The sequence below is a fragment of the Nitrospina gracilis 3/211 genome (assembly GCF_000341545.2).
In the GTDB taxonomy this organism is placed as follows: Bacteria; Nitrospinota; Nitrospinia; order Nitrospinales; family Nitrospinaceae; genus Nitrospina; species Nitrospina gracilis.
In genome coordinates, this window is the sequence record NZ_HG422173.1 from 1,378,251 (window position 1) to 1,390,814 (window position 12,564).

Here is a 12,564-nt window from a genome sequence, read left to right on the forward strand (position 1 = left end):
TTCATGTTCCGTTACATGCAACTCGGCAACATCGCACCCATGCACCACACCGCGCATTATGCGGGATCGAAACTGCTGAACGAATACTGCTTCACCCGCGAAGGGTTTGAGGAACCTTATTCGATCCTCTACATGCACCACCCTCCGACGGGCGAGTCGATGCGCGAGGTCTATAGCGAAGCGGCGTGGGGGCGTCCCACATCACGTGGTGAAGCGATTCTGGAGCGACGGCATTTTCGAGGCTGGCAGGTTCAGCCGGAAAAGGATTTCATCGCGGGCCGCACCCTGCTTGCGTTCAACGACGACCTCACTTACGGACTGTGTCATCCGGCGGCGGAAGAGAAAACCTTTTTCGCCAACAACGACGCTGACGAGCTGTTCTTTCTTTACAAGGGCTCTGCCACACTGCAAAGCCTGTTTGGCAGGATAAAATTGCGTGAGGGCGATTACCTCGTCATCCCGCGGTCGTGTCCCTACCGCTTCCGCTTCGACACCCCGCCGGGCCTGTTGTATGTCGAGGGCAGGCGCGACATCGACATCCCCCAGGAGTTCCGTCACGACGCGGGACAGTTCAAAATGGACGCGCCGTATTCCGAGCGAAGTTTTCGATATCCGGAGTGGGACGCGGACCTGTTCGAGAACGAGGAGCCGGTGTCCATCGTGCGCAAGCGGCAGGGCGCCTTCACGCGCACGCATTACTCGGAAAACTATTTCCGCCTGGAAGGCTGGGATGGTTACGTGTACCCGTACGCGATCAACCTCGACGCCATCCAGCCGAAGACCGGCCGCGTGCACCTGCCGCCCACCTCGCACCTCACCTTCGTGGGGGGCGGATTCGCGGTGATGAGTTTCCTGCCCAGGCCCCTGGACTTCGATGCCAAGGCGGTGCCGTGCCCGTTCTACCATTCGTCGGTCAACTGCGACGAATTGCTGTTCTACCATTCCGGAAACTTCACCAGCCGCAAGGGCATCGAGCGCGGCTCGATCAGCTACCATCCGTCGGGCATTCCGCACGGACCCCACCCCGGGGCGTATGCCGGGTCCATCGGCTCGAAGCAGACCGAGGAGCAGGCGGTGATGGTCGATACCTTCGCGCCGATGACATTGACGGCGGAAGGCGAGGCGCTGGAAGACCCGGATTATCCCAAAAGCTGGCAGGAGACCCGCAAATGACCCAATACAACGGCTATGCCGCCATCCGGCCGGCGGACCATTTCTGGGTGGACGTGTACCACCTGATGAACTCCATCGTGCAGCCGCGTCCCATCGCGTGGATTTCCAGCATCTCCGCCGACGGCAAACGCAACCTCGCGCCGTTCAGTTATTTCAACATCTGTTCGATGAACCCGCCGATGATCTCCAATTCCATTTTCTTCAACCGCGACGGGTCGGAAAAGGACACGCTTAAAAACATCAAGGCGACGCGCGAGTACGTGGTGGGCGTGGTGTCGTACGAGACCGCGGACAAGGCGAATTTGAGTTCCGCCCCGTTCGATTACGGCGTCAGCGAGTTCGATGAAGCCGAAGTGGCGGTGATCGAGCGCGGCGAAGGCAAACCGCCGTTCATCGCCGAAAGCCCGGTGCAACTGGTGTGCGAACTCAACCGCACGGTTCCTTTGGGAAGCGGTGCGGGCACGGGCACGCTGGTGCTGGGCGACGTGCGTGAAATTTATCTTTCCGAATCTCTTTCCTCCATTGAGTGGCAGAAGGGCATCCCTCCCGAACTGCTCAACAACGTCGGCCGGATGGGCGCGGATTTTTACGCCAAGACCACCGACCGGTTCCGCATGGAACGCCCCACGGTCAAAAAATGACGGGTCAACCTGAAAGGTCACTCTAATGAGCCGGGAAAATTCCTTCACCTATATATACAGTGCCGTGCGCACCCCTATTGGACGCTTCAACGGCGCGCTCGCCCCGGTGCCCGCACCGGAGCTGGCGGCGTTTGCCATCCGCGAAGCGCTCAAGCGCGGCGGGTTCGAAGGCGAGGACATCGACGAGGTGATCCTCGGCAACGTGTTGACCGCGGGCGTGGGCCAGGCCCCGGCCCGGCAGGCGGCATTGCATTCCGGCATTCCGGACAACGTTGGCGCCACCACCGTCAACAAGGTCTGCGGTTCCGGTATGAAGGCGGTGATGATGGCGGATCAATCGATCCGTCTCAGTCAGTCCGATTTCGTTGTCGCCGGCGGCATGGAGAACATGAGCCGCGCGCCGTTCCTCGTGCCGCACATGCGGCGCGGTCACAAGCTGGGAAATGCGCACATGGTGGACGGCATGATCCACGATGGGCTGTGGGACCCTCATGAGAACCGGCACATGGGTGAGTTGAGCCAGATCCTCGCGCACCGCCTCGGTTACACCCGCGAGGCGCAGGACGCGTATGCGAAGGAAAGTTACACCCGCGCCCGCAAGGCGATGGACAAGGGCATCGTGGCGAAGGAACTGGTCACCATTCCCGTATGGCACCGCACCTACACGCAGACCGTCGATCACGACGAGCAGCCTCATCTCGACAACCTGGACCAGTTCGACTCGATGCCGCCGGTTTTCGAAAAGCCGGGCGGCACCATCACCAAGGCAAACGGAGCGAAACTGAGCGATGGCGCGGCGGCGCTGATCGTCGGCAAGCCGTCGGCCAACCACAAACCGCTGGCGCGCATCCTGGGATACGCCGCGCACGCGCAGTCGCCGGATACCTTCGCCTTGGCTCCGGTGGAGGCCATCCGGAAAGTGCTCGCGGCGGTGCGGCTGGAGATCAAGGATATCGACCTGTTCGAGATCAACGAAGCCTTCGCACCGATGTCGCTTGCGGTGAACGACCAACTGGGTCTCGACCCGGAAAAAGTGAACGTGCACGGCGGGTCGATCGCGCTCGGTCATCCCATCGGCGCGACGGGCGCGCGCATCCTGGTGACTCTGCTCAACGCGCTCAAGACGCAGGGCAAGAGGCGCGGATGCGCCAGTCTGTGCATCGGCGGCGGCGAGGCAACGGCGATGGTGATTGAACTGGTGTGACGCGATTGATCCGACTTTTTTAAGGAGACGGTGATGAACCCGATCCTTTGGCGGCCCTTGAAAGAACGGGCACAACATTCCCACATGGCCCGGTTTATTAAAGGCGTGAACCGGGAGTTCGATCTCAATATCAAAACGTATTCCACCCTGCACCGCTGGTCTGTGAAGCGTCTTGAACAGTTCTGGGAATACTACCTGCGCCAGTCGGGAATCGATCTCACCCGCCCGGCGAAGCAAACCCTTTCTTCCAAAACCATGCCCGGCGCGGTGTGGTTCGACGGCTCGGAACTCAACTACGCGGCGAACCTGCTGAAAGGTCCGGGAAACAAAACGGCCATCATCAGCCGCTCGGAGACGCGTCCCACCACGCACATGACCTTCGACACACTCCGCCACCAGGTGGCGTGCTTCGCCTCGGCGCTTCGCCGTGCGGGGGTGGAGAAGGGCGACCGAGTGGCGGGTTACCTGCCGAACATTGCGGAGACGGTGGTCGCCATGCTGGGCACGTCGGCGGTGGGCGGGGTGTGGACCTCGTGCTCGCCGGATTTCGGTTTGCAGGGCGTGCTCGACCGCTTCGGCCAGGTGGAGCCGAAGGTGCTGGTCACGGTGGGCGGATACACTTACAACGGCAAAGCGCATTCCCTCGACGACCGTCTGCGTAAACTCGTGCCGCAGATCAAGGGGCTCAGCGATGTGGTTGTCGTGCCCTATCTCGATCCCGATTACGATCCATCCCGGCTCGGTCTCACTTCTGCAGTTTTATGGAAGGAGTTTGCGCGCGAAGGGGGTGATGTGGAGTTGCGGTTCGATCCGGTGGGCTTCAACGATCCCCTGTTCATCCTGTACTCCTCCGGGACGACGGGTCTGCCGAAAGGCATCGTGCACGGGGCCGGCGGCACGCTGTTGCAACATCATAAGGAGCACGCGCTTCATACCGACATCGGTCCCGACGACGTGGTGTTTTATTACACCACCTGCGGCTGGATGATGTGGAACTGGCTGGTCTCGGCGCTGGCGAGGCAGGCGACGATCGTGTTGTATGAAGGCTCGCCCGCGTACCCGTCGCTCGACGTGTTGTGGCAGTTGGTGGAGGAAACGGGAATCACCGTATTCGGCACCAGCCCGAAGTACCTTGCCATCAACCGGGAGCAGGGCCGGGTGCCGGGAAAAGAGGCGGACCTCTCCAGCCTGAAAGCGATCCTTTCCACCGGTTCGCCACTGGACCGCGAAGGGTTCCGTTACGTGTACCGCGCCATCAAAAAAGATGTTCAGTTGTCATCCATCTGTGGCGGCACCGACATCATCTCCTGTTTTATGTTGGGGAATCCCATGCTTCCCGTGCGCGAGGAAGAAATCCAGTGTCTGGGGCTGGGCATGGACGTGGCGGCGCTTGGTCCTGAGAACAAACCCGTAGTCGGGGCGCAGGGGGAACTGGTGTGCCGCTCGCCTGCGCCTTCCATGCCGGTGGCGTTCTGGAACGATCCGGACGGGGCGCGCTACCGCAGTGCGTATTTCGAAAAGGTGCCCGGTGTGTGGGTGCATGGCGACTACATCACCATCACCGAGGAAGGCGGTGTCATCGTTTACGGGCGGAGCGACGCCACGCTCAATCCCGGCGGCGTGCGCATCGGCACCGCGGAAATCTACCGCGTGGTGGAGAATTTGCCGGAGGTGGAAGACAGCGTGGTGATCGGCGTGGAAGAGGCGGGGGACATCCGCCTTATCCTGTTCGTGGTGTTGGCGGAAGGGGTGGAGCTTGACGATGCCTTGCAGGCACGCATCCGTCATGCCCTCAAGACCGAAGAATCGCCGCGCCATGTGCCGCACGAAATGTTCCATGTGCGGGAGGTGCCGAAAACCATGAACGGCAAGAAGGTGGAACTGGCGGTACGCGGCGTGTTCTCAGGCAAACCTCCGGCCAACCTGCACGTCATCGCCAACGCCGGGTGCATGGCGGAGTACGAGGAATTGTACGGCCGCAGGCTGGCCGTACGCGGCGGGTGAGGCGCCCTCCCAAAAGTCGAAAAAATCGGCCCGTTGGGACACGCCCACGGGCCGATTGATTTTTCTTGCGGACTTCGGTACTCCTAACTGATTCAGGCGCCCACGACGAGCGGATAATGGTTCCGCATGGCTTCCCGGTTGTGGCGGTCGCGGTCGAGTCCCATCCAGAACGTATAGATCGCGTCCAGCGCCTTTTCTCCCGCCTGCAGGAACTTTTCGTTGTCAAAGTCAGGCTTGTGGAAGGCCTGCTGCAGTTCCTCCAGTACGTTGTCGCCATGCCCCTTCTCGCTGTTGAAATGAAACTCGAAGAAGTCGAGCGGGATGGCGGGGTCGCCATAAGCGTGACAGGTTTCGTTGTAAATTTCGAGTCCGTCGATCAATTCCTTCCAGAAGTTGTTGGACTCCTCGGAGGTGCCGATGCCCCAGGCCGCCCAGGTTTCGATGGCGTAACTGGCACCGCGCCCGACTTCCCCGTCCTTGCTTCCGTAGGTTTCCTCCAGGCCGCGGATGAAACGCCGTGTGGAAGGCGTGGCCGCGTCCCAGCTTCCCAGCAGTTCCGGGTTCAGGCCCAGTGGTTGGGCGGTATCGCGGAGCCAGTTGATGTGCGCCCACCGGGTTTTGAACGGCTGGTTTTCGGTGGTGCCGTCCGGGTTGATGTGCACTCCCAGTTCATTGGCCAGGATGTAACGTGCGTGCGCCTCCGCCTCCAGGTCCGGTGCGTGCATCATGCGCATCATTTGTACGAGCAGGAACCACTTTGAAAACACGGCGAATTGTGTGAACAGGTGAATCAGGTCCTTGAGGGTGAAAGTTCCCTGCCGAAACCATTTGCAGTAGGGGTTGTATACGATGACAGGATGCTGGTGAATTCGCGTTTGAATGGTTGCCCAAAATTCGTCGAATTGCTTTTTGGAGTTCATGGCAAACCTCGATGCTGTTATTTGTTACCTGCACGCACAACAGGGGACCTTTGTTTTAAAGGCTCCACCTATATAAAAGTAGGCCCCATCCTTGGAAATTTCCATTCAAAGACAAACCCGTGATCCCCGGGTTGGGCCTCATCGTTCATATATCGGATAAGCGAAAAATAGATGTGGTGAAATGAGGGTTGAAGGGAAGGCGGTTTTGAGAAACCTCATTGCAAAATGACCGGTCCGCTTGAATCCGATTGTCCAGAAAGTCCCGGATTCATTGAACTCCCGAATCTGCGAAAGACCTTTTGTTTTTGGGTTTTGGGTCAAAACCATATCTCAGGGAGGCTGGGTTTTTCCGAGGGCCTATCAGATAAAAAATATTCTGTTTACCTTATTTTTGGAGAAAACCTCATGGTTTTCAGATAATATAAAAGTAAGGTTTGTTTTGGGAGAAGGCAGAAATCCGTTTGGAATACGGATGGGTGTGTGACCAGGTTCCGCCAATGCAAAAACGGTTCGGAGGTGGATTGAGAGCAAAGCGGTCGGAGAACGAAGAAGCCTCAGTTTATTTTGAGACGTTTGGGAATCATCGGTGTTCGTCGAATAAGGGGTGGGGCCATAGCCAATGAATACTTCCCGGAAGATCTTTGGTCTGATTGCGCTGGTGGGCGTTCTGGTTGGAATGCTCGGTTATTTTCTTCTCAATCATTCCCAGTCCATTATCAAGGAACGCATTGCAGGCGAAATTCAGCATTTGACCGAAAGCACGCTGGAGTCTGTTAACCGCATCCTTTTCATGCGTGGGGAGGAGCTCCAGATCCTGGCTCACAGCCTGCCCATAATGGAAATGGTCGAACAATCCAACCGGGAGTTCGATGCCTTGCCGGACCGCGACGCCTTCATCCGGCAAATGGACAAGGACTGGCTGGCCGGACAGGATACCCGGGCGGTCCGCACTCTCCTGAACAATCCCTTGTCTCGAACCTTCACTGAAAAACGCCGGTTTCTGCAAAAGAAATACGGCGTGGAGGTGTTCAACGAAATCTTCGCCACCAACCGGTATGGTGCGCTGATAGCCGCCTCCCCCCGCACGACGGATTATTACCAGGCAGACGAAAGCTGGTACAGGGAAGCATTGAAGTCGGAAGACGACGTGTATGTGGAAGACATTGCGTTCGATGAGAGCACCAATTCCTTCTCCACAACCGTCGCCGTACGCCTGCGGGACGACGAGAACCGGTTTGTGGGAATGATCAAGGCCGGCCTTCACATTGTGGTCATCCGCAATCTGCTGGATCAGTTTAAAAAAGAGGAACCCATCCAATCCCTCAACTATTTCCTTGTCGATGGCAAGGGGGCCGTGATTTTAAGCAGCCTGGCCAGCGCCATCGAGGGCGGCAAGAGTCCGGCAAGGATCCATCCTTTTGGAAAAGACCTGTCCTCGTGGGAACCCGTGTCGCGGGTGCTGGCAGGAGAGAATGGTTATTATTTCCAGGAAGAAGGGGGGCAGACATCTCTGATCACCTACCAGCGGTCGCGGAAGTTTGAAAATGTTTCCGGTCTTCGCTGGTCCCTCATCCTCCAAATGGACGCGAAAGAGGTTCTGGAACCGGTATCCGTTTTGCGTGTGGGCCTGGGAAGCATATGGGGTGTCTTGATTGTGCTTGCCCTGGTTGTTGGCGGGGTCCTTATTTTCGGGTTCGTTCAGCCGGCGGAAAAACTCATGCGAACCACCCGGCCCCGTGTCCGTCCCAGTCGGAAAAGGGTCTTGTCCGATTCGGTACGTGAAAGCCCGGTGGGAGAGACCGAGCCCATCCAGGACATCTCCCTGTCCTTCAAAAACATGACGGATGAATTGGTGTTGCACCTGGAGGAACTGGAAAAACAGGTTTCGACCAAGGCCGAAGAACTTTTCGTTGCGAAAAAAGATGCGGAAAAAGCCAATCAGGCCAAAAGCCTGTTCATCTCCAACATGAGTCATGAGATCCGCACCCCACTCAATGCGGTGCTGGGATACGCGCAGATTCTGGACCGAGACCCCAAACTCGATTCCAAACAAAAGGCGAAGATCAAGGGAATTTACCATTCCGGATCGCGGCTGTTGCAATTGATCAACGATGTCCTGGACATCTCCAAGATCGAAGCGCAAAAAGAAGAACTGCATATTCATCCTTTCAATCTCAATGACCTGATCTGGGAGGTGGATTCCCGGTACGGGGCCTTGTGTCGTGGCAAAGGACTGGAGTGGGCGATCACGGGCGATGTGGATCGACCCCTTCCTGTATTCGGGGACGAGCAGAAAACCCACCGGGTATTGAGCAACCTGCTCGACAATGCTTTCAAGTTCACGGAATCGGGCCGCGTGGAATTACGGGTAACCCAGGAAGAAGGGGACCGTTACCGTTTCGAAGTGATCGATACCGGCCCCGGTATCGCCCCTGAAAACCAGGAAGCCGTGTTCGGTATTTTCGAACAGGGTAAAGTGGGTGTGGAAAAAGGTGGAGTCGGCCTCGGACTGGCTATCTGCAGGCGACTGGTGAAACTGATGGGCGGGGACATCAAGCTGGAATCTCAAAATGGCGGTCCCACCCGGTTTATTTTCGAGCTGCCGCTGCCCCCCGCCCAGCGCCCACAGAGAGTGGGCCCGGCGGATTTGAAAAAACACGTCACCCTGGCCCCCGGAACAACCCTGCGCACTCTCATTGTGGATGACGACCCAAACCATCTGGACATCATGCAGGAAATTCTCCAGCGCGTCGGCATGGAAGTCAAAATCGCCGTGAACGGGCGCGAGGGGCTGGCCGTGCTTGAGGATTGGAACCCAGACCTCCTTCTTATTGATTACCGTATGCCGGAAATGGACGGATTGGAAATGCTTCGTGAGATCTCCCGCAGGCATGGGCCCGACCGGTATCGAATTGTCATGGTTTCAGCTTCCGCACTGGATCACGAAAAGAAAATGTTTCTGGATAACGGGGTGACCACGGTCGTTTCCAAACCTTTGGTGCGGGAAGAGCTCCTGGAGGTCATCCGCCGTATCATGTCCGTGGAGTTTGTTGCCGCTTACCAGGACAACGGGAACGGGCTTGAGGCGGAGAAACCGATTGTTGAGTACACCCAACTCTCCGTTCCCACCGTGGTGGTGGAGGAGATGCGGGAGGCGCTGGCGAAAGGGCTTTTCGATGAATTCGAAAAGCTGCTCCCGACGATGGCGCATCTGGGTCCGGAAGAAGAAAAGCTTGCCGCCAGGTTGCAATGCATGGCGGAGGCGTGTGACAAAGCCTCCATAGCCGCTGAACTGGACAAGATCCCACCGCATCACTAAAAACGTCCTGTCTTCTGTTCCCCGTAAGCCAGGTGGAGTTTGCCCCGATGGTTGTCCTCTTTTCCCCCGGGTTAAATATGAAAGTTTTGGGGTGAAACCAGACTTTCCTTGGCTTATAGTTAAATAGACTGCCGCCCATCGGCTCCCGATCCCCGACCATTGGCGGACTATTTCCGTTGACCGGGTAGCCACCCAGTTCTGTTAACAGGCTTGGGCAAAATGTTTCGACTGGCTCTTTTCTCAAAGGAGGCTGGAACCGTGAAACTGGGTCAAAAGCTGCTTGCCTTCATTCTTTTGTTTGCCCTGGGTGTGGGCACGGTTATTTACGTTCAATTCAGCTTTTCTCAGGAAACGTTTCGCAACCAGGCGGGTGAGGAGGCCAGCCGTCAGGCCCAGACCTACCTGGACTTTCTTGAAAGCTATCTTTCACTTCGTATAGATCAAATTGAAGGGCTGGCCCATGATCAACGCGTGGTCGCCATGGCTCAGCGGTCTAACGAGTTTTTTGACTCCCTCGCCGATCCGGTATCCGAGATCGAGGAAATCGAGTCGGCCTGGGTGAGCGGGCGGTCGCATCCCCACATCGATAAGCTTTTAAATAACGACCTCTCAAATATCTTCGCCAGAAAAATCCGTTTCTTTCTTAAAGAATTTGAAGACGGCCTTTATGGCGAGATTCTCGCCGCCAACCGGCATGGAGTCATTTTCGGCGCTTACCCCAGGAGCACTGACTTTTATCAGGCAGACGAGGAGTGGTTTCGGCTTTCATTGAATCGCCCGGGTGTCTGGATTGATGAAATCGGTTTTGACGCCAGTTCCAATTCCTTTTCCCTTTCCGTGGGGACCCGGATTGTCGAAGACGACCGGGTGTTGGGTGTGATGAAGGTGGGCCTGAAAATCAATGCGCTTCGGGAATTTTTAGACCATTTCAAGGATATTTCCACTTTCAAGAGTTTCCAGTATTACCTGGTGGATGGGGACGGAGAGGGGATCCTGACCAGCTTGTCGAACGTGGAGACGGCAGGCAGGATGGAAGAGGGCGCGGGATTTTTCGGCACCCCCCTTGCCACGTGGGCTCCCGTGGAGCGGTTGCTGGCAGGGCAGACGGGGTATATGCACCTGGACGAAGGCGGAGCTCAAACCCTGGTGGCTTTTGCACCTTCCAGAAGCCTGATGGACTCCGAAGGTTTGGACTGGGGGCTGGTTTTAGAAATGGATGCCAGTGAAGTGCTGGCTCCTTCCAAATATTTGGAAAAACGCCTGCAATGGATTTTTGCTTTGACGCTGATCCTGTTTTTAATTCTGGGAGGGGTTTTTGTGGTGTCGGTCACCCGCCCGGTCCGGGACCTTACGGAAGGGGCGCGAAAACTGGAGAGCGGGGATTGGAATGTGGATGTGGCCACTCAATCCGCAGATGAAATCGGGGAGTTGTCCCGCGCCTTTCAGAGTATGTCGCAAGAATTGTTGAAAAATACCGAGGAACTGGAAAACCGGGTTCAGGAACGAACGGAGGAGTGCAAGAGGGAACAGGAAAAGGCGGAGCAAGCCAATGCAGCCAAAAGCGTTTTCCTGTCGACCATGAGCCATGAAATCCGCACGCCCTTGAATGCCGTACTGGGTTATTCACAGATCCTTTTGCGTGATGTCGGGCTGGACCCTCTGAAAAAGAAAAAAATCCAGGCGATCTACCTATCGGGCAAGCATCTCCTGGCCCTCATCAACGACGTTCTGGACCTTTCCAAGATTGAAGCCGGCAAACTTGAAATTTATACGGAGGATTTCGATCTGGCCGAAATGATCCGGGAAGTGGTCAGGATGAACGTCGGGGTTTGCGAGCAAAAGGGTCTCAAATTGAAAGTCACGGGCATGAACCTCGGTCAAAAGGTTGGAGTGCGCGGGGACCAGGGAAAAATCCGGCAGGTCCTGATCAATCTGGTCGGGAATGCCATCAAATTCACGGAACAGGGAGAAGTCGAATTGAAGATTGAGCAGGGGGAAGGAAACCGGTTCGACTTCACCGTCCGGGATTCCGGGCCCGGCATTTCCTCCGAACACCAGAAATTGATATTCGAACCCTTTGGCCAGGTGGACCGCGAAAAAGTAAAGGGAGGCACGGGATTGGGCCTCGCCATCTGCAAACGGTTGATTGAAGGTATGGGCGGGAAAATGGAGGTGGTTTCGAGGGAAAGGGAGGGATCGTGTTTTTACTATTCCCTTGACCTGCCGCCGGCAGAGGGCCCCTTGCCGCAAAAGGACGATACCCTGCATGCGGTCACCGGGCTGGCTTCCGGGTTTCAGGTGAAAGCGCTGGTCGTGGATGACAATGAGACCAATACGCAAATCCTCGTGGAAATGCTGGAAGCGCTCGAAGTGGAGACCCAGTCTGCGGAGAGCGGACGCAAAGCCATGGACCGGATGCGGAAGTGGGTGCCGGACATCATCTTCCTGGATTACAGCATGCCGGACATGAACGGTCTGCAGGTGGTGGAGCAGATTCACCAGCGCTTCGGCAAGGATCAGATCAAAATTGTCATGGTGTCGGCCTACACGTTCACCCATTACCGGAAAATGTTTGAAATTGGTGGCAGCCATGCCGTGCTCAAAAAGCCCGTCCAAAGGGAAGATATCCTGGAGGTCATCCAGAATCTCCTGGGTGTGGAATTCCAGCGGGCTTGATCGAGGTGGTGCCGGAACGAGCCCCCGCCTGCTTATGGCTTTCCCACTCTTGTGTTTATTGAACCCAGCCTTTATGGTATTAAATTAAAACTTCAGTCCCTGTTTTACTTTGGGGCCGCGACCTTTTGCATCGCGGCATTTTCGCATCGAAAAATTTTTGTTTGCGAAAAAAGCGAACCACCCGGTTTGCGAACCCCTTCTTGTTGGGAGCAGTGGCTGGTTTGGGCATACGTTATCATTCTTGAAAACATGGGGAGGTTGTATGGCGGAAGAAAAGAAAGCGGCGAGCCCGGGAGGGACCGGTCCTCAAGCGGCGCAGAAAAAAGGCGGTCAGAACCTGAAGCTGAACTGGGACGATTCAAAAATGCAGACCACCTATGCCAACGTGGTCAACGCATCCAGCACACGCGAGGAAGTGTCCATTTTCTTCGGCACCAACCAGACCTGGAACGTGCCTCAGGACAATGAAGTGACCATTCAACTCAGCGACCGCATGGTGCTCAACCCGTTTGCCGCCAAACGTCTCCTGGTTTTGTTGAACAAAATCATCGCGGAATACGAAGAGCGGTTCGGCCGCCTGCCCTTGGACGGTGAAACCCGCTGAAGCCCGGTTTTTGTTTCAAGCAA

Annotated in this window: 8 protein-coding genes; 7 read left to right on the forward strand and 1 reads right to left on the reverse strand. The window is 56.6% G+C overall.

All coding sequences use genetic code 11. From position 1 onward, the window contains the following. Positions 1-3: 3 nt before the first annotated feature. The 4 genes from TX82_RS06635 to TX82_RS06650 are packed head-to-tail and all read left to right on the forward strand — an operon-like array spanning position 4 to position 5,022. Positions 4-1,173 (forward strand): homogentisate 1,2-dioxygenase, encoded by a 1,170-nt coding sequence (locus tag TX82_RS06635; protein WP_005008422.1) that lies wholly within the window; start codon positions 4-6, stop codon positions 1,171-1,173. Further along, positions 1,170-1,814, forward strand: a complete 645-nt coding sequence (locus TX82_RS06640; protein ID WP_005008423.1) for a flavin reductase family protein — start codon at positions 1,170-1,172, stop codon at positions 1,812-1,814. The genes TX82_RS06635 and TX82_RS06640 overlap by 4 nt, the downstream gene beginning before the upstream one ends. A gap of 25 nt (positions 1,815-1,839) precedes the next feature. Continuing rightward, complete coding sequence (locus TX82_RS06645; protein ID WP_005008424.1) at positions 1,840-3,018, forward strand: thiolase family protein; 1,179 nt, start codon at positions 1,840-1,842, stop codon at positions 3,016-3,018. Between the two features lie 33 nt (positions 3,019-3,051). Next, entirely contained in the window at positions 3,052-5,022 is a 1,971-nt protein-coding gene (locus TX82_RS06650; RefSeq protein ID WP_005008426.1) for an acetoacetate--CoA ligase, read from the forward strand. A gap of 92 nt (positions 5,023-5,114) precedes the next feature. On the opposite strand, the gene TX82_RS06655 is transcribed toward TX82_RS06650, so the two are convergent. Further along, positions 5,115-5,942, reverse strand: coding sequence for a hypothetical protein (locus TX82_RS06655; protein ID WP_005008428.1), 828 nt, complete (start codon positions 5,940-5,942; stop codon positions 5,115-5,117). 619 nt (positions 5,943-6,561) lie between these two features. Between TX82_RS06655 and TX82_RS06660 the strand changes: the two genes are divergently transcribed. The 3 genes from TX82_RS06660 to TX82_RS06670 all read left to right on the forward strand — a co-directional run bounded on the left by TX82_RS06660 (position 6,562) and on the right by TX82_RS06670 (position 12,541). Continuing rightward, positions 6,562-9,261, forward strand: a complete 2,700-nt coding sequence (locus TX82_RS06660; RefSeq protein ID WP_005008430.1) for a hybrid sensor histidine kinase/response regulator — start codon at positions 6,562-6,564, stop codon at positions 9,259-9,261. Positions 9,262-9,519: 258 nt separating this feature from the next. Further along, complete coding sequence (locus TX82_RS06665) at positions 9,520-11,937, forward strand: hybrid sensor histidine kinase/response regulator (RefSeq protein WP_005008432.1); 2,418 nt, start codon at positions 9,520-9,522, stop codon at positions 11,935-11,937. 262 nt (positions 11,938-12,199) lie between these two features. Beyond that, on the forward strand, positions 12,200-12,541 hold the full coding sequence (locus TX82_RS06670) for a DUF3467 domain-containing protein (RefSeq protein ID WP_005008434.1): 342 nt from the start codon (positions 12,200-12,202) through the stop codon (positions 12,539-12,541). Positions 12,542-12,564 lie beyond the last annotated feature (23 nt).

What these genes read in the sequence shown, in the direction of transcription:
- TX82_RS06640 (WP_005008423.1), top strand. Translation starts at nt 1,170, where the DNA reads ATGACCCAATACAACGGCTATGCCGCCATCCGGCCGGCGGACCATTTC.
- TX82_RS06645 (WP_005008424.1), top strand. Translation starts at nt 1,840, where the DNA reads ATGAGCCGGGAAAATTCCTTCACCTATATATACAGTGCCGTGCGCACC.
- TX82_RS06655 (WP_005008428.1), bottom strand. Translation starts at nt 5,942, where the DNA reads ATGAACTCCAAAAAGCAATTCGACGAATTTTGGGCAACCATTCAAACG.
- TX82_RS06670 (WP_005008434.1), top strand. Translation starts at nt 12,200, where the DNA reads ATGGCGGAAGAAAAGAAAGCGGCGAGCCCGGGAGGGACCGGTCCTCAA.
- TX82_RS06635 (WP_005008422.1), top strand. Translation starts at nt 4, where the DNA reads ATGTTCCGTTACATGCAACTCGGCAACATCGCACCCATGCACCACACC.
- TX82_RS06650 (WP_005008426.1), top strand. Translation starts at nt 3,052, where the DNA reads ATGAACCCGATCCTTTGGCGGCCCTTGAAAGAACGGGCACAACATTCC.
- TX82_RS06660 (WP_005008430.1), top strand. Translation starts at nt 6,562, where the DNA reads ATGAATACTTCCCGGAAGATCTTTGGTCTGATTGCGCTGGTGGGCGTT.